This window comes from Intrasporangium sp. (genome assembly GCF_030452765.1).
Lineage (GTDB): Bacteria > Actinomycetota > Actinomycetes > Actinomycetales > Dermatophilaceae > Intrasporangium_A.
In genome coordinates this window covers 1-16,962 of sequence record NZ_JAKDLO010000097.1, presented here as the reverse complement: position 1 = coordinate 16,962, position 16,962 = coordinate 1, and the positions used below count along the sequence as shown (strand labels likewise).

General features: G+C 70.4%; 15 protein-coding genes and 1 pseudogene. 8 read left to right on the top strand and 8 right to left on the bottom strand.

Going from position 1 to position 16,962, the window contains the following annotated elements; translation table 11 throughout:
• Nucleotides 1-60: 60 nt before the first annotated feature.
• The 4 genes from L0H79_RS13140 to L0H79_RS13125 form a co-directional block, all read right to left on the bottom strand.
• The gene (locus L0H79_RS13140) at nucleotides 61-291 is read right to left on the bottom strand and encodes a hypothetical protein (RefSeq protein WP_301485069.1); all 231 of its coding nucleotides are present in this window, start codon (nucleotides 289-291) and stop codon (nucleotides 61-63) included.
• Nucleotides 292-827: 536 nt separating this feature from the next.
• Nucleotides 828-1,427, bottom strand: a complete 600-nt coding sequence (locus L0H79_RS13135) for a GNAT family N-acetyltransferase (RefSeq protein ID WP_301485068.1) — start codon at nucleotides 1,425-1,427, stop codon at nucleotides 828-830.
• A gap of 121 nt (nucleotides 1,428-1,548) precedes the next feature.
• Entirely contained in the window at nucleotides 1,549-1,872 is a 324-nt protein-coding gene (locus tag L0H79_RS13130; RefSeq protein ID WP_301485067.1) for an N-acetyltransferase, read from the bottom strand.
• Nucleotides 1,873-2,124: 252 nt separating this feature from the next.
• Nucleotides 2,125-3,195, bottom strand: a complete 1,071-nt coding sequence (locus L0H79_RS13125; protein WP_301485066.1) for a class I SAM-dependent methyltransferase — start codon at nucleotides 3,193-3,195, stop codon at nucleotides 2,125-2,127.
• Between the two features lie 158 nt (nucleotides 3,196-3,353).
• On the opposite strand from L0H79_RS13125, the gene L0H79_RS13120 reads away from it, so the two are divergent.
• The gene (locus L0H79_RS13120; RefSeq protein ID WP_301485065.1) at nucleotides 3,354-4,067 is read left to right on the top strand and encodes a PIG-L deacetylase family protein; all 714 of its coding nucleotides are present in this window, start codon (nucleotides 3,354-3,356) and stop codon (nucleotides 4,065-4,067) included.
• A 35-nt stretch (nucleotides 4,068-4,102) separates the two neighbouring features.
• A complete protein-coding gene (locus L0H79_RS13115; RefSeq protein WP_301485064.1) occupies nucleotides 4,103-7,084 on the top strand; it encodes a BTAD domain-containing putative transcriptional regulator in 2,982 nt (993 codons plus the stop codon).
• A 337-nt stretch (nucleotides 7,085-7,421) separates the two neighbouring features.
• Here L0H79_RS13115 and L0H79_RS13110 read toward each other — a convergent pair whose 3' ends face one another.
• Both L0H79_RS13110 and L0H79_RS13105 read right to left on the bottom strand, forming a co-directional pair.
• Entirely contained in the window at nucleotides 7,422-7,616 is a 195-nt protein-coding gene (locus L0H79_RS13110; protein WP_301485063.1) for a hypothetical protein, read from the bottom strand.
• Nucleotides 7,613-7,900, bottom strand: a complete 288-nt coding sequence (locus tag L0H79_RS13105; RefSeq protein ID WP_301485062.1) for a WhiB family transcriptional regulator — start codon at nucleotides 7,898-7,900, stop codon at nucleotides 7,613-7,615. The genes L0H79_RS13110 and L0H79_RS13105 overlap by 4 nt, the downstream gene beginning before the upstream one ends.
• Here L0H79_RS13105 and L0H79_RS13100 point away from each other — a divergent pair.
• The 3 genes and pseudogenes from L0H79_RS13100 (at nucleotide 7,889) to L0H79_RS13090 (ending at nucleotide 13,127) form a co-directional block, all read left to right on the top strand.
• Nucleotides 7,889-8,164, top strand: coding sequence for a tyrosine-type recombinase/integrase (locus tag L0H79_RS13100; protein WP_301485061.1), 276 nt, complete (start codon nucleotides 7,889-7,891; stop codon nucleotides 8,162-8,164). The two genes, L0H79_RS13105 and L0H79_RS13100, sit on opposite strands and share 12 nt — an antisense overlap.
• Nucleotides 8,165-8,251: 87 nt before the next feature.
• Nucleotides 8,252-8,620: pseudogene (locus L0H79_RS13095) on the top strand (IS630 family transposase); the annotation flags it as partial.
• Between the two features lie 202 nt (nucleotides 8,621-8,822).
• Complete coding sequence (locus L0H79_RS13090; RefSeq protein ID WP_301485060.1) at nucleotides 8,823-13,127, top strand: FtsK/SpoIIIE domain-containing protein; 4,305 nt, start codon at nucleotides 8,823-8,825, stop codon at nucleotides 13,125-13,127.
• Nucleotides 13,128-13,286: 159 nt separating this feature from the next.
• Here the strand turns inward: L0H79_RS13090 and L0H79_RS13085 are convergent, their stop codons facing one another.
• Nucleotides 13,287-14,222, bottom strand: coding sequence for a DNA-3-methyladenine glycosylase (locus tag L0H79_RS13085; RefSeq protein ID WP_301485059.1), 936 nt, complete (start codon nucleotides 14,220-14,222; stop codon nucleotides 13,287-13,289).
• Between the two features lie 65 nt (nucleotides 14,223-14,287).
• On the opposite strand from L0H79_RS13085, the gene L0H79_RS13080 reads away from it, so the two are divergent.
• On the top strand, nucleotides 14,288-14,719 hold the full coding sequence (locus tag L0H79_RS13080; protein ID WP_367652468.1) for a nitroreductase family deazaflavin-dependent oxidoreductase: 432 nt from the start codon (nucleotides 14,288-14,290) through the stop codon (nucleotides 14,717-14,719).
• Nucleotides 14,720-14,723: 4 nt separating this feature from the next.
• Here the strand turns inward: L0H79_RS13080 and L0H79_RS13075 are convergent, their stop codons facing one another.
• Nucleotides 14,724-15,680, bottom strand: a complete 957-nt coding sequence (locus L0H79_RS13075; protein WP_301485058.1) for a lysylphosphatidylglycerol synthase domain-containing protein — start codon at nucleotides 15,678-15,680, stop codon at nucleotides 14,724-14,726.
• 142 nt (nucleotides 15,681-15,822) lie between these two features.
• Between L0H79_RS13075 and L0H79_RS13070 the strand changes: the two genes are divergently transcribed.
• Entirely contained in the window at nucleotides 15,823-16,503 is a 681-nt protein-coding gene (locus L0H79_RS13070) for a glycosyltransferase family 2 protein (RefSeq protein WP_301485070.1), read from the top strand.
• Entirely contained in the window at nucleotides 16,500-16,961 is a 462-nt protein-coding gene (locus tag L0H79_RS13065; RefSeq protein WP_301485057.1) for a DUF2304 domain-containing protein, read from the top strand. Before L0H79_RS13070 ends, L0H79_RS13065 begins: the two co-directional genes overlap by 4 nt.
• The last annotated feature ends 1 nt before the right edge of the window (nucleotide 16,962 follow it).

Genomic DNA, 16,962 nt, shown 5'->3' with positions numbered 1-16,962 from the left:
GACAGTACCTCCGTATCGTGGCAGCAAGGACGCGAGCCGTGCCTTCTCCGGTCGCGTCGCTCAACAGGCCTGGCCCGTCCGTTCGAAGAGATGTTTTGCAGATCGCGATGGCTCGTTTATCCACAGCTCCTCGACGGTCGGGTCGTCGAAGTACTGCTGCAGGGGCCCGTATCCGGCCACGACGGACAGGATCGAGCGCACCGCGGTGCCGGTGTCGCCGAGAACGGGCAACCCGCCGTGGAGGGAACGCTCGTCGTAGTCCTGCACGGCATCCACCACGAGCTGGCGCATCTCGCTGCTGTCCCGGGCAGGGTCGATGCCCGATCGCCGGATCAGCTCACGGACCTCGCCCTCGATGTGGGCGACGGCTTCGTGTGACGCCGCGTAAGCGCGAAACTCAAGGGGATTGCGGGACTTGTGATCTCCGAGTGCACTCTCACGCCGATGGAGAGGTCGTTGCCTCGTGGCCGAGATCTGGCGGAACCGTTACTCGGCCTCCGCTCGTCCAGGGTGAGAACCCGGCTCTGCCGGAAGTGGGCAATAGCCCCGTCTCCTCGCATGAAGGATGTTCAGCACGGCGATGGCGGCTCCGGCCGCAATAACTAGGATCGGTGCCAGTTTGAGAGCAAAGCCGAGCAGCACAAGCACGACTGCCAAACCCACTCCCCACAAGACCGGATGAACCACGACCCAGTCACTGAGACGGCTCAGCAGACTGCGCATCTGCCACCACATCCCTCGGCTTTGGACTGCCAACGATCGTAGGGCCAACGACGTACGGCGACTCCGGTAAGCCCTGCGTGTCAGGGTGAGTTGAGTCCAGTGGTTCACAGCAAGTCCGCCTGACACAGGTGACGTCCATCGGGGCAACCACAGGCTGTTGTCACCGGAGTGTTCTCAGGGCCGTCGGGGGAAGTGAGTGCCAGGGCGGTGACCCCATGGACACCGAGATCGGCGTAGGAGGGTATCTCTCGGAATCCGAGTTCTCGGTACAGACGATCGGCGTGGGCCATGGCGTCTGGCTTGGTCTGCAGCCGGAGCTCGTAGAACCCCAGGTCGCCACTCGCGGCGAAGGCCTCGGTCACCGGCGTCCTGCCCAGGCCGCGGCCCCGCGCCCAAGGAGTGACGTACATCCGTTTGAGTTCACCGACCGCTCCGGTGAGCCGGTGCACCCCGACGATGCCAGCCGGTCGCCGCTGGGCGAACCCCACCAGGAGGAGGCCGTTCGGCGGCCGGTAGAAGCGGGCCAGGTCCTCGAACTCGGCACCGGCCGCGGGTTGTGCGGCGGCCAGGTCGAGGCCCAGTTCGCGACCCAGCCATCGCTGGTACTCGGTGAGCAGTAGCGCCGCAGAATGCCAGTCGGCATCTGCGTTGATCCTGCTCACCGCGACCGACGCCCGGCTTGTGGTGAGGATTGCGCGGCCCATGGGGACCCTCCTTGTGTGGGTGTCGCTGTGGGTGCGGCGATGCTGACTGTCAGCCGAGAGCGGCGGCGGTCGCTCACAGGGGTCGACCGTCGCCGATGCTGTCAGTGACGGATCTGGTGGACTAGGTTGAAGGCGCTCTGGGGCGTGACGGAACCGGGTGAAGCCGGCCGCTGCCATCTTCATTGGGCTGGATCGCGCCACATTCGCCACAGTTTTGGCCGCCTCCGGGCAGGTGGATCGTGTCGATGTCCACGAAGCCGTGGCGCAGGTACAGCGCCCGGTTCCGGGGCGTGGTTGCCTCGAGGTAGGCAGGGATGCCGGCCCGGTCCAGCGGCGGCAGGGTCATTTGTAGCAGCCGGGTGCCGAGGCCTTCTCCCTGCCGGGTGGGATCGGTGCCGAGGAAGACCAGGTGGGCGTGGGGCTGCTCTGGGAGCTTGGACTGCATGTAGGCGAGCACGCGCAGCGCTCGCGGCGTGTGGTGACCGCAGTAGGATTCACCCCGCGGTGTGTACGCCGTGCTGGGTGCCGATCATGGTGAAGGCCGTCGCGATCGGGAGGAACACCATCCAGGAGATTGCGTTGGCCGGTCCAGGGCATGACATGCAGACGCGTTGGTGGACCAGCTATGACAGGCCCCGAGGGTCCATGAGCGGCACGCTTCTTCGAGTGCCGCTCATGGAGCGATCGACCCGGCGCGTCAGCCACGTGCCTCGATCACGAGGTTGGTGGCGGTTGCCACCGCCACCTCGGCCGTGGCGAACCCGGCCTCACGGAAGACTCCCGTCAGGCGCGCGGGTCCCGCCTGCGCGCCGAGTGCGGCACCGCCCTCGGAGATGCTGTGCGGTACGCACAGCGCCGAGCTGCCGACGTAGAACACCGGGGCGATCGGATTGGCCAGGTTTGCCTCCAGCGTGTCCTCCGCGTAGGGCTCAACTGCGACCACTCGGCCTCCCGGCGTCAAGACCGAGCGGGCATGTGCCAGGGCGGCAACCGGGTCTCCGAAGTCGTGCACGGCATCGAAGAACAGCACCAGATCGTACTCGCCCGCGTAGGAGACCGAGTCGGCGCGCTCGAAGTGGACCCGCCCAGCCACCCCGGCCTCCTGCGCACCGGCTTGGGCTTGGCGAATCGACTCCTCGTGGTAGTCGACCCCCACGAACTTCGACCGGGGAAATGCCTCGGCGAGCATGATGGTGGGGACGCCGTGGCCGCAGCCGACATCGAGCACCCGGATCCCGGTTTCGAGGCTCTCGACCAGTCCGTCGACGGCAGGCAGCCACTCGGCGACCAGGGAGTTGCGGTACATCGTGCCGTAGAAGCGGGCGACCGCGCTGAACAGCCTCGGGTCCTGCTCATGCCAGCCCAGGCCATCGCCGGTCGTGTAGGCGTGTGCGAGCTTGTCGACCACGCCCCACACCGCGGCGATGAGCTCGAAGCCGGCCGTCAACGACGCCGGACCTTCCTCATCGGCCATGACCGCTGCGGCCTCGGCGGTGAGGGCAAAGGTGCCATCCGTGGAGTACCCGACGTAGCCGTTCGCTGCCTGTGCCGAGAGCCATTCCTGCAGGTAGCGGGGGGCGATGCCAGAGCGTTGCGCGAGCTCGGAGGCGGTGGTGGCCTCGACCGAGGCCAGGTGCTGCCACAGGCCGAGGCGGTCGCCGAGGTAGACCAGGATCGCGTTGTACGCCGCAGCCTGGTCCACCGAGACCTTGGTGGCGAACTCCTCGAGCCGGACCGGGTCGAGTTCGGCGGTGAGTGTGTCGGTCATGATGCTTCCTTGTCCTTCGGAGGCACCGGGTTGGTGCCTGTCGAACACGAGAATGCGGGTTCCTCCTGCCTCCGGGCTGCCACCGGCCTGTCACCGTGAAGACCGCGCCGGATGGTCCGTGCGAGGTCCGTGACAGGGAGGGTTGCCAGCCTCGGGGCATGGAGAATGTGCCTGTGGACGAGCTGGGCACGGTGTTGATGGTCTGGGCCCACCCTGATGACGAGGCCTACCTGGCGGGCGGTCTGTCGGCGGTGCTGACCGACGCGGGGCAGCGTGTCGTGTGCGTGACCGCGACGTACGGCGAGGCTGGCGCCTCCAGCGTGCCGGTGACCGACCGCGACCAGCTCGCGGAGATCCGGATGGCAGAGCTGGAGACAGCACTGGCCATCCTCGGCGTGCGCGAACACCACTGGCTCGACTACCCCGACGGGGCCTGCGCGGAGGTCGACCAGGACGCTGCTGCAGCCCGGATCGCCGCACTTGTCGAAGAGACCGGACCGGACACCGTGGTCACCTTCGGCCCTGACGGGTTCACCGGACACCCCGACCACCAGGCAGTCAGCCGCTGGACCGATCTCGCCCTGTCCTGGGCGGGTCACCGGCCACGCCTCCTGCACGCGGTCACCACCGAGGGAGCCGTCGACTGGGACCTGGCTGCGAAGTTCGGGGTCTATGACCTCGGCAAGCCCCGCGTGTGTGACGAGGAAGAGGCCGCCGTCCTGCTCCCGATGGACGGCGTCCTCCTGGACCGGAAGGTCGACGCGCTGTTGTCCCAGGAGTCGCAGACCCGGGAGCTGGTGCAGGCAATGGGCCTGGCGCGATTCCGGGCCTGGGTCGCGACGGAAGCGTTCGCGAGGCCCGAACCCGGGTGACGACGGGCATCGTCTCGTGCGGGCACACTGGGGTCGTGGACAGCGACTTGGTGGACCGCAACCGGCTCGGCGTCTGCGTGGACGTGCTCGGTCCCCTAATCCTGCGGGTGCAGGGCCACGATATCGACGTACCGGGCCCCCGGCGGCGGGCGCTGCTGGCCCTGCTCGCCCTGGAGGGGCGGCGTGGACTCTCCCCCCCGCGCATCGTCGACCTGTTGTGGCCCGAGGACCCCCCGGACAACGCACTGCAGGCGGTGTACTCCCACATCTCCCGGTTGCGCGGGCATCTCGGACCGCTGGCCTCCCGCGTAGAAAGGCGGTCGGCTGGCTACCGACTGCGCCTGGAGCCGTTCGAGCTCGACGTGGATGCCGCGCGGCGTTGGGCTGAGCGGCACACCGCGGCCGCGCTCGACCTGTGGCGGGGACCCGCCCTGGGCGAGTTCAGCGCGTACGGTGCACTCGAAGCCGCCGCAGTGGGCCTAGGCGAGTTGCGGCTCAGGCTGGTCGACGACCTGCTCGAGCAGCGCCTCGCGGCCCGGGATCCGGACGTGGTCATGGAGGCCGTCGCGGCGGCCTCCGAGTCCCCGCTGCGAGAGCGGACGGCGCAGCTGCACGTGCGGGCTCTCGCGGCCGAGAACAGGACTGCCGAAGCCATGACAGCAGCCCAGGCGTTCCGCCGCCGGCTGGTCGACGAGACCGGGCTCGACCCCAGCGAGACCTGGGCGCGCCTGGAGGAGCGCGTCGCGGCCCGCACGGCCGGACCACCAGCGGCGCCCCGGCCGATCGCACGAGTCGGCCGACCGGACGGACCGATGTTCGGCCGTCAACACGACCGTGAAGAGGTGGTCCGTCTCCTCTCGACCCATGCCGTGGTCACGCTCAGCGGGCCCGGAGGTGTGGGCAAGACCCGACTGGCGCTCGACATCGCCTCCCACCTCGCCCCGGGGCAGGAGGCGATCGTGGTCACCCTGTCCGTCGTCGACCGAGCCGATCACGTCTGTTCGGCCGTCGCTGCCGGACTCGGGCTGGCTGCGGCATCTGCCCTCGGAGTGCCCGAGATCGTTGCGGCCCTGACCGATCGGCGCCTACTCCTGGTCCTGGACAACTGTGAGCACGTCGTCGACGCCTGTCGGGAGTTGGTGAACGCGATCCACCGCGGCGCCCCGGGTGTGCAGGTACTGTCCACTTCACGGGGGACGCTCCAATTGGCCGACGAGTACGTCGTGCGACTGCAACCGCTGCCGGTCCCCCGTGATGTGCGGGATGTGGCGGCAGTCCGCAGACAGTCCAGCGTGCGTGCCTTCGTCGAGTACGCCCGCCGACGTCGTCCGGGCTTCGACTTCAGCCAGGAGGAGGCGGGTGACCTGGTCGAGGTGCTGCGCAGACTCGACGGCCTGCCCCTGGGCATCGAGCTCGCCGCCAGACAGGTGGCGGTGATGCCGCTGGCTGCCCTGCGAGAGCGGCTCGACCGCGCGCTGGACCTATCCACCGGGCGGTCCGCGCCCCAAGAGGCGCGGCAGCAGACTCTGCGCGCGACCATCGACTCCTCCTACCGACTGCTCAACGACGACGAGCAGCGACTGCTACGTCTTCTGGCGCCATTCCTAGGAGGCGTGGACCTACCCACGATCGAGGCCCTGGCCGATGGCCTGGGCAGCGACCCACTCGACCTGCTGCACCGACTCGTCGACTCGTCCCTTGTGGTCGCCGACCCCGTGAGTGGGCGGTATCAGCTCCTGTTCACCGTCCGGACCTTCCTCCTCGACGAGCTGAGGCTGCTGGGCCAGGCCGAGGAAGCACACCAACGCTTCGTCACGCGCTGCAGGGTGGTCGCCGAGGAGATCAGGGCCGAGATGAGCGGCCCAGCCGAGCAGGCCGGGGACCGCCGGTTGCGCGCCGAGCTGGACAACCTGAGGGCAGCACTCGACCGGGCCGGACTCGCTGACCGGGTCGCGATTGTAGTCGCGGTGAACCAGGTCGTCACCTGGCGCGACCTACCCGAGATCTGGGCGTGGGCAACCGACCTCGTCGAGGATCCCGCTGTCATTGACGATCCCGCATGGTGGGCAATCCTGGCCTGTGCGGCCGAGGCCGCCCGCCTCCTCGGCGAGCTCGACACCGCCCGACGCCGTGCCCGCCAAGTGATCGACGCGTCGGACCCGGGCGGGGATCCCGGAGCACTGCTCCGGGCCTGGAGCGTCGTGGCCGTGGTCGACCACTTCGGTGGTGACTTCACCGCTGCCCGTGAGGCTTGGCTGAGGGCTGCCTCAGGCCCCGGAGCAGAGCGGAGCACGTTCATCGGGTCAGCCGCCCTCGCTGCCGCCTATGACGGCGACCATCAGACCGCCCGGGCTCTGCTGGCCGAGGCACGGACGGCCGCGACAAGCGCATCACACCGGGCGTTCGCTGCCTATGTCGAGGGCGAGCTGCTGGCACCCACCCACCCGACGCAGGCCCTCGGGTGCTATGAGACCGCGATCACCGAGGCAGCGCGCGTGGGCTGCACCTTCGTCGAGGGAGTTGCCAAGGTGTCGCTCGCCTCGACCCGGACCCGGGTAGGGGACCTGGCCGGTGCGGCTGAGGGTTTCGCAGACCTGATCACCACCTGGCGGCGCACGGGTCAGTCGACCCAGTTGTGGACCACCGCGCGCAACGCAGCCGAACTCCTCGCGGTGGCCGGAAGTCAGCGCGCCGCGGCACTTGTGCTGATCGTCGCGGCAGAGCAACCCGGGGCTGCCGCGGTGGACGCGCAGATCGCGCGGTTCAGCCGGCGGTCGTACCTGCCCCTCGCCGAGTTGGTCGATGACTCCACCCGCGCCGAGCTGGTCGAGGAGGCGCGATGGCTGAGTTCGTCCGATGTGCTCGATCACCTGTTGGCTGAGCTGGAGACGCTCGGCTCATCGCCGCCGCACAGACTGAAGGACCATGTCCAGGACGCCGGCGACCAGGCCACCAAAGGGATTGAAGACGAGCAGCGGGACGATCTCGAAGCGCATCGCGAGCGGTCCCCGCCGTGATGGCCAGTTCTTCTCGGTTGTCTCCACGGCGATTCCCGTGCGGCGACGCGATGCCCTCCGGGCGACCGCTTTGCAGGCATCGGCCGTCCCCGGATGCCTTTGGCGTTTCGGGGTTCGTGCACCCGCGAGGCGGGGCATCGTCGGCTGTAGTTGGGCTCCTGCGGGCGACGACATGAAGTCGAGCAGCTCAGTCATCGTGTCGGCCATCCGGTGCGACCAGCGGCCGCGGACGGTGTGGTCGCCGTTGCGGACTGCGGCGTCACGCAGCATGTCGTCGACGAAGACCGTCATTCGCTTCTCCTCGGGGGTCAGGCTGCGGCGGCAGGCCGGTGGGGGCTCACGGGTGGCGAACCAGGCTGGCTCGGCGGGCAGCGGCTGCGGCCAGGGCGTGCAGGTGGCTGGCGTGGTCCGGGTGGCCTTGCAGGTCGAGGACGACCGCGGAGGCTCGGCAGTCGATCGCGAACCTGCCCAGGTGCCACGCGGTCAGGCCGCGCAGGGGCGGGGGTGCGCCCCCGACCCGGGCCGTGGTCATGACGCCCGGGACAGGATCGGGTCGTCGACGACGAGGATGCTGCGCATGGCGATCAGGTCGTCGAGCTGGTCGGTGATCGAGGACGGGTCGGGCAGCTCGGCTTGGGCGCGGATCTCGGCGCGGTCCTCTTCGGTGGTGCCTCCCCAGACGCCGTAGACGTCGTGGGTGAGGGCCCAGTCGCGGCACTCGTCGGTGAACGGGCAGGCAGCGCACAAGGCCAGGTCGGGGCCCGGCCGAGCCAGAGCGCGATCACGGTGCTGTGTACTCCAGCGGTGCGCAGACACATCGCGGCCGTGTGGCGCTTATGTGAAACTTCACATAAGCGGCATTCGAAGGCACTGCATCTGCTGGAGAACGGAGTCAACCTCATCTACATCCGCGACATCCTCGGGCACGCGTCCATCGTGACAACCGAGGTCTACGCCAAAGCCAACCCGGAGATGAAACGCCAAGCCGTCGAAGCAGTCGCCAGCAAGACCCTCGGACCAAGCCGCTACGACGACGCCGCCCGGGAGGATCTGCTGACGTGGCTCCGCCAAGTCATCTGAGCGCCGTTATGCGAAGAAGCCGGGCCGCACCGAGCCCCTGACCAGCACAGACACCACCAACTTCACGTAACCGAGGACTTCACATCAGACGAGAAGTCCCAGGTGCAGGCGCTGGCCCGCTCGCAGCCGACGTTCCCGATGATGCCGGGCATGCCCGAGAAACGCACCCACGACTACGTCCGGCACGGCACGACCAGCCTCTTCGCCGCGTTCAACACCCTTGACGGCACGGTCATCTCATCACTGCACCGGCGACACCGGACCATCGAGTTCAAGAAGTTCCTGGTCAAGATCGACCAGCAGGTGCCCGCCGAGCTGGACGTGCATCTGATCTGCGACAACTACGGCACCCACAAGAGCCCGCCGATCACCCGCTGGCTGCAGGCGCACCCGCGCTTCCACGTGCACTACACGCCCACCTACTCCAGCTGGATCAACCACGTCGAGCGCTGGTTCGGGTTCCTACTAACGCCGTCCGACACCCGGAGGGACAGGACGCGCGTAGAAACTAGCCCAAATACAGCGTGACCGCACCAAACGTCCAAACCCGCTGTGGACAACCATGCGCCCGGCCCCATCTGCAGCGGGGCACTGTGGACAACTGGAAGCCCGCCCGATGCGAATCTGGTGCGATGGGGCGGCGAGAAGGGAGCGCCCGTTGCGCCTGCTGATGACGGTCATCGATCCGGGGTCCGAGCCACCGGTCTGCCGTGATGTCCTCATCGACGCGCCGGCCGGGGCGGCCTTCGCCGACGTGGTCGACGACCTGCGCCGCCTCGTCGGCTGCACCGACACGACGCTCGGTTTCCGAGTGGGTAGGCAGGTGCTCGACAGAGCCCAGCCCCTCGGTGAGCCGCCGCTGCTGCGCGGAGCGATCCTCACCCTCGATCGTCCTACCGGGGCCGGTATGCCGTCCACGCCGGGCGCCGTCGTCGACCTCGAGGTGGTCTCCGGCCCCGGGGCGGGCCGCGTCGTGCCCCTGGCGCGTGGGGTCAGCCTCGTCGGGCGAGGCGCGGGATGTGCCGTCCGGCTCGCGGACCGCACGGTGTCCCGGCACCACCTCGAGCTGTCGGTCACCTCCGCGGGAGTCACCATCCGCAACCTCGCACCGACCAACGGGTCTCGCCTCGGCGGCACACCTCTTCAGGCCGGGCCGGTGCCCTTCCCGCCGGGCGACCGGCTGCAGATCGGCTCGACGACGCTGACCCACCGCATCCGGCCCACGAGGCCCGCTGCGACGACCGTCATGGCCGGTAGGCGGCAGGTCCACCGACCGCCCCGGTTCTGCCCGGAGCGGCCACCCGCCAGGATCGAGTTCCCCATCCGGCCGACCAAACCGGAGCGCAACCGCCTGCCGCTGATCGCGGCCCTCCTGCCGATGGTGCTGTCGCTGCTGCTGGCGCTCGTGCTGCGCTCGCCCGTCATGATGCTCTTCGCTCTCCTGACGCCAGCAATGCTGCTCGGCCAGTGGTGGAGCGATCGCCGGCACGGCCGGGTCTCGTACCGCCGCCGGCTCATTGACCACGAGAAGCACTACGAGGCCGCCGAGGCTCGCCTCGCTGCGGCGCTGGAGCGCGAGCGGCTCCAGCGGCACGAGGACGCCCCTGACCTCGCGGTCACGACGGCAGTCGTCACGGGAGTCGAGGCGCGGCTCTGGGAGCGCCGAGCCGGCGATCCGGACTTCCTCGCGCTGCGACTCGGGGTCGGGCCACAGCCGGCCCTGACCACCGTCGTGGGCGAGGGCGCCGACCTGCCGGGGATGCCGTCGTTGGACGTCCCGGCTGTCGTGCACCTCGCCGATGTCGGGGTGCTGGGCGTCGCCGGTCCACGCACCCGGGCCCTCGCGCTGACGAGCAGCCTGGTCGGACAGCTCTGCGCGTGGCACTCACCCCGCCATGTGCGAGTCGTCATCCTCACGGCACACGAAGCCGGACAGGACAGCTGGGCATGGGCTCTGCTCCTCCCCCACGCAGCGTCCGTGCACGGCACCTGCCTGGCAGCCATGGGCGACCACACCCACGAGGGATCGGTGGGCCGCCGTGTGGCCGAGCTGGCCGGGATCGTCGCCGCGCGGATGGAGGACACGGCACACACAGCGGTCACGTCCGATCTCGTCGTGGTCCTCGACGGCTCGGAGCGGCTGCGCCGCGAGCCCGGCGTCGCCGATCTGCTCCGGGACGGCCCAGCGGTCGGGGTCCAGTTCGTCTGTCTCGACCGGGACGCGACCAGACTGCCGGTCGAGGCCGCCGCGCAGGTCCTCATCGGTGACGGGCCTGCGGCCGAGGCCCGGTACGACCACCGCGGTGGGACCGTCAACCCACTCGTCCCGGACCTGCCGGACCCGGCCTGGGCCGAGGCGTTGGCCCGGGCCCTGGCACCGCTCGAGGACGCCACGCCGGTGCAGGACGGGCCGGTCCTGCCCGAACGTGTCGACTTCGTCGAGCTGCACCGGCTGCATTCGGGCGCCGACGTGCTCGATGCCTCGTCCCTCGCCCGGCTGTGGTCGGGCCGGAGGCACCGGCCGACGGCCCTGCTCGGCCTCGGCGACGGCGGACCGGTCGTCGTCGACCTGGTCGCGGACGGCCCCCATGCCCTGGTCGGGGGCACGACGGGCGCCGGCAAGTCCGAGCTGTTGCAGACCCTCGTGGCGAGTCTCGCCGTCCACAGCCCTCCCACCGAGCTGAGTTTCGTCCTGATCGACTACAAGGGCGGGTCGGCGTTCCACGAGTGCGCCGACCTGCCCCACGTCCTCGGCGTGGTGACCGACCTCGACGAGCACCTCACGGCACGAGCGCTCACCTCCCTCGGCGCCGAGCTCAAGCGCCGAGAGCGTCTGCTCGCCCAGGTCGGGGCCAAGGACCTGGACGACTACCGGCGCCTGGCACCGGCCCACGAACGCCTGGCTCGGCTCGTCCTGGTCGTCGACGAGTTCAAGGTGCTCGCCGACGAGCTGCCCGACTTCGTGAGCGGGCTCGTGCGGCTGGCTGCGGTCGGTCGGTCGCTCGGCGTGCACCTCGTGCTCGCGACGCAGCGTCCGGCCGGAATCGTCTCGGCCGACATGCGGGCCAACGTCTCCCTGCGCATCGCACTGCGGGTCCGCGACCGAGCCGACAGCGACGACGTCATCGAGGCGCCCGACGCGGCCCGGATCCCTGATCGGCTGCCCGGCCGGGCCTACCTGCGGGTGGGGTCGCGTCCACTCGTGCCTGTCCAGGTGGCCCACGCAGGACGCCCCGACACCGATCAGGCCGGACCAGGCGCTCAGCCGATCACGTGGCCCATCGGGTGGGGCGACGTCATGGCGTCGCCCCCGCGCGCCGGCACCGGTCCGGGCTCCGAGTCAGGACCACCACCGCTGGGGGGCGTCGCCGCCGCCGTCATCGAGGCAGCCGCCCGGCTCGACGCCCGAGCACCCGCCTCACCCTGGCTACCACCTCTGCCCGACGCCCTCCCGGCAAGCGACCGTCGCCTCACCGGCACCGAAGCCTCGCAGGCGGTTCCCCTCGGACTCGCCGACCGGCCGTCGGAGCAGCGGCAGGCGGTCCTGACGTGGGACCCGGCGAGGGACGGGCACCTCGGCATCGCCGGTGGGGCCCGGACCGGGCGGACCACCGCCGTGCTCGCCATCGCGCTCCGGCTCTCGGAGCGGTTTGCGCCGAGCCAGGTGCACCTGCACGCCATGGAAGGCAGCCCCGGTTCGCTCGCCTGCCTGTCGGCGCTGCCGAACTCGGGCTCGATCACGGGGACGAGCGACCCGGGGCGCCTCAGGCGAGCCATCCAACGCCTGTGCGAGCAGCGCCACCGGGCGGGACTGCACACCATTGTGCTCATCGACGGGTGGGAGCCGATCACCCAAGCCCTGGACGACCTCGACCAGGGAGAGAGCACCGAGCGGCTGATCGGGCTCGTCCGCGACGGGCTCGCCCGCGGCATCCATGTCATCGTGACCGGGGGCCGGCAGGTGGCGTCGGGCCGGCTCGGCGGGCTCCTGCAGCGCCGGTTGGTCCTCGACATGCCGGACCCCGTCGACCTCACGCTCGCCGGACTCAGCCCGGCAGCAGCGGCCCGGCACCGACCTGCTGGCCGAGCGCTCGACGTGCTGGACGAGGCAGAGGTCCAGCTGGGCCTGCCGGGAGACGACGTGTCCGACGATCCCGCATCCCTCGCCGGGTCGGTCGCGGCCAGGTCGGCGAAGCGGTGGGGGCCGGTCTCCGTCGGGGCAGGCCCGTGGCGCCTGCTCCCGCTGCCGGACCACGTGATGCTGGACGGTCTGCCCCGAGATCCCCAGCGCCTCCTCGTCGGTGTCGGCGGCGACGATCTCGCGCCCGTCGGCTTCGACCTCGAGCGTGACGAGCGCAGGATCCTCGTCCTCGGCCCTCCTCGCACCGGCAAGTCGACCCTGCTCGGCACTCTGCTGACCCAGCTACTGGACTCCGGTCGCCACGTGGCCCTGGTCGCACCCCGGCGCTCCCCGCTCGCCGATGCACCGCCACGGCTGGGCCTGCACGTGCTGGCCAGGGAGGAACATGACCGCTTCATCGCGCTGCGCCGTGAGCACACCGACCTCACGGTTCTCGTCGATGACGCAGACCTGCTGGACGGGACGCCCCTGGAGTCCGCTCTCGTCGAGGCCACCCGGCTCGTCGAGAGCGCATCTGGTGTGGTCGTCGTGACGCTCGACTCGCGACGCACCGCTGGAGCGTTCCGGGGTCTCGTCCCCGAGGTCGCCAGAGCGGGCGCCGGCGTGCTGCTCTGCCCGAACTCGTCGGCTGACGGTGACCTGCTCAGGATTCGCGTGGATGGGCCATCGGCTCGCACACCCGGGCGCGGTCTGCTGGTGACCGACGGGCTGCCGGTCCCCGTCCAGGTCGCGGTGAGTGACCCGGCCGCTACCGCACCCGGTCCCTACCGGTCGACGGCGCTCCCGTATGCCGCTGAACCGCGCCCACCCGTATGCCGCTGAACCGCGTCCTCCCGTATGCCGCTGAACCGCGTCCTCCCGTACGCCGCTCAACTGCGCACGCCCCGAAACGCTCAGCCGCTCATCCGACCGGTCAGCTCGGGCCGTCAGAAGTAGTCGGCGAATCACCGGCCCCACGATCGCCCACCTACCGTTCGGAGGTCAGCGGCGCCGGGTGGGGCCCACCGGAAGGTGGCGCCGGGGCGGCATGCGCGGGCCGCGGCGCGCTCGCCGGTGCCCGGCCAGCGCGAGCAGCTGCTGGACACGGAAGCGATGACCCCGATAGGGCTCGAGCAGCCCCGCCAGCCCTGCGTCGTCGACGGGTCGTCCGGTCAGCGCCCAGCCGATGTCCTTGGCGACATGGAAGTCGCCGAAGCTGACCGCGTCGGCGTCACCGAGCGCGCGCTGAGCCACCTCGGCGGCAGTCCACACGCCCACGCCCGGAACAGCACGGAGCCGCCGTCGCGCCTGCACCGGCGTCAGGTCAGGGATCTGCTCGAGCCGCCCGGCCACCTGCGCGGCTGCCACGACGGCCCGGGACCGGGCCGGGTCCACCTGCGCCCGGAGGAACTCCCACGAGGGGATCGAGGCCCAGCCATGCGCGGTCGGTGGAACCACGAGTCGGTCGCCGAACGGGCCGGGCGCCGGCTCGCCGAATCGCCGGACCAGCCGGCGGTACCCCGCGAAGGCCTCCTGCCCGGTCACCTTCTGCTCGATGATCGCCGGCACCAGCGCGTCGAGGACGAGCCGGGACCGCGGGACGCGGTAGTGGGCGAACCTGTGCCACGCGTCCCCCACCGGAGCATGCACGGCACGAAACCCGCTTGGGTCGTCGCCCGCACCGAGCAGGTCCGGAACGGAGTCCAGCAGCCACTGCGCTGCTGGCCCCCACGCCTCGGCCTCGACGGCGGCGATGCCGGGCCGGCACAAGAGATGGAGCACCCCGGCACCGTCCGGGGTCTGGGCGGCACGGGCGAAGCCGGCTCCGTCGCCGGTCCACCACGTGGGGTCCCCCGATCCGCGGCGGAAGGCCGAGAGCTGGGCCGCCAGGTGGATGGGCCGACCCGCGTGCCACACCCGCGTCCGGCCAGTGGTCATGCCGACAGTGTCCACGATACGACCGGCAGCGGAATGGGAGCCCCCCACTCCGCGTTGCCACGATCGTGGAAGCCGACAACTATGTACCGAGCCCGGCCACGTGGGTCCGCGACCAGGTCGACAGGATTCTCGCCACCGGGACGACCGAAGGGGTCCTGATCATGGGGCGACCCGTGGTGCTCGTCGCGATGCGAGGCCGTCGGACCGGCGCCCAGCGTCTCGTCCCGGTCATGCGCGTGGAGCACGATGGCACGTATGCCGTCGTCGGCAGCAAGGGCGGCGCTCCCAGCGACCCGCAGTGGGTGCGCAACCTGCGGGCCCACCCGACCGTCGAGCTGCAGGACGGCACCACCACGACGAGCCGTCGCGCCCGCGAGCTTGCCGGGGACGAGCGATCGCAGTGGTGGGACCGGTGTGTCGCGGCCTTCCCGTCCTACGCCGAGTACCAGACCAAGACCGACCGGCTGATCCCCGTCTTCGTCCTCGACGCGGCCTGACGCCTCACGTCCGCGGGAGCCTCTCCTCGTTCCGCCGGTTCGCGATGAGATCATGCCGGCGGGCGTAGAGCCAACCGAGCAGCGCACAGGCCACGTCGACGACGGTGACGATGAAGCGAGAGACGATCGCAACGGCACCGGCGGCTGCGACGGGGACCGCAGTGGCGAGGATGAGGGTGAGCAGGCCTTCCCGGGCCCCGAGACCGGCCGGCAGGACCACGGTCAACATCCCGAGCGAGACCGACAGTGCGTAGCCGGCCACGCTCGCCACCCCGAGGTGAGGGTGCGGTTCTGGACCGGCGACAGCGCGCGCGAGCAGCAGGATGTGCACGCCGAACGTCAGCCAGGCGAGCACGAGCAGCCCAGCGGCACGCACGACCGCCCGGCCCGAGAGGGCATGCTCGAGCGGGTCGCGGCGCAGGAGGTGCAGCAGCGCGCCGATGAGCCGGTTGAGCACCTTCGGCACGAGCAGGACGGCGACGACGGGCAGTGCGAGCAAGACCCACCAGCCGACGCCGTCAGCCTCGCTCCGAAGCAGCAGCGGCGCCGCCGGGAGCCCCACGACGATGCCGGTGAGCAGCGCCAAACCGAGCGCGAGCAGCCCTGCGACCGCGGTACGACGTCGGGGGACCTCGAGGTTGCTCGCGATCTCGGCCTGGACGAGCACCGACCAGAGCGACCCCGGCAGGTACTTGCCGAGCTGCCCGACGAAGTAGACGCCACTCGCCGGCGCCAGATGCAGCGGAGAGCCGAGGTCGGCGAGAAGCACGCGCCAGCCGAGCATCGTCAGCCACGTCCCGACGAGTGCGGCCAGCGTCGACAGCACGAACGTGCCGGCCGAGATCTGGCCCAGGTGGACGGATACGGCCGCCCAGTTCGTCACGACCGCATACCCGACGGCGGCCACGGTGAGGACGGCAATGGCGATTCGCGCACCGGCGAGGACCCTGCGACGGGTCATGAGCGCGCCACCTCCCTACCCTCGCGTCGGTCCCCGCCCGCCATGACCCCCGACTGTAGTGCCCATCCGGGCCGCGCCCGGGCCCTGCGTGTCGCGCGACCGGAGCACCGGAGCGACCGCTCTACGCTTACACCTGATGGACATGGATGACGTGTGGCTCGTGGTGCCGCTCTACAACGAGGCGGAGGTCATCGGCGACGTCGTGAAGCAGGCCGTCACCACCTTCCCCAACGTCGTCTGCGTCGACGACGGGTCCCGTGACGACTCGGCGGAGCGTGCCGAGGCGGCGGGGGCGGTCGTGGTGCGCCATCCGGTCAACCTCGGTCAGGGTGCGGCACTGCAGACCGGCTTCGAGTACGCCCTTCGCGACCCCCGGATGCGCTTCGTCGTGACGTTCGACGCCGACGGCCAGCACCAGGTGCCCGATGTCGAGACGATGATCGCCCGACTGCGGCATGGCGAGGTCGACGTCGTCTTCGGCACCCGGTTCCTCGACGACCGCAGCGAGTCCGGGGCCCTCAAGCGTCTCGTCCTGCGCCTCGCGGTGGCCTGGACCAACCTCACCACGAACACCCGGCTCACCGATGCCCACAACGGTCTGCGCGCCCTCAGCCGCCCGGTGGTCGAGCGCATCGACATCACCCAGAACCGGATGGCGCACGCTTCGGAGATCGTCGCGCAGATCGGCTCGATGCGGCTCGGCGGTCGACCCATCCGTTACGCGGAGGAGCCGGTCCACATCCTCTACACCGACTACTCGAAGGCCAAGGGCCAGTCGCTCTGGAACGCGGTCAACATCCTCGCGGAGCTGATCTGGCGATGAAGCAGCTCGGTATCCAGATCCTCCTGATCGTCGTCACCCTCGCGATCGCCTGGCGGCTGCTCATCTCCTACGGCCAGAAGGCGCAGGCACTGCGCCGCATCGGCTTGCTCGTACTGGCCGCGCTCGCCATCTACTCGATCATCGACCCCAGCAAGACATGGACCCGCCTGGCCAGCATCCTCGGGGTCGGACGAGGTGCTGACCTCATCCTCTACGGTCTCGTCGTCGCGTTCTTCGGCTTCGTCGTGACGACCTTCCGCCGCTTCCGGGAGATGGAGATCCGCTACACCCGTCTGGCCCGGCGCCTGGCCCTCGAGGAGGCGCCCCCTCCGGGGCGTGGGCACAGCAACGAGGCCCACAATGAGCATGGCGTCGGTGGGCGTGGCACCGAGGGGCTGTCCTCACCAGCCGATACCCTCGACCAGCCGAGCCCCGCCCCCGACCCGGAGACCTCCTGAT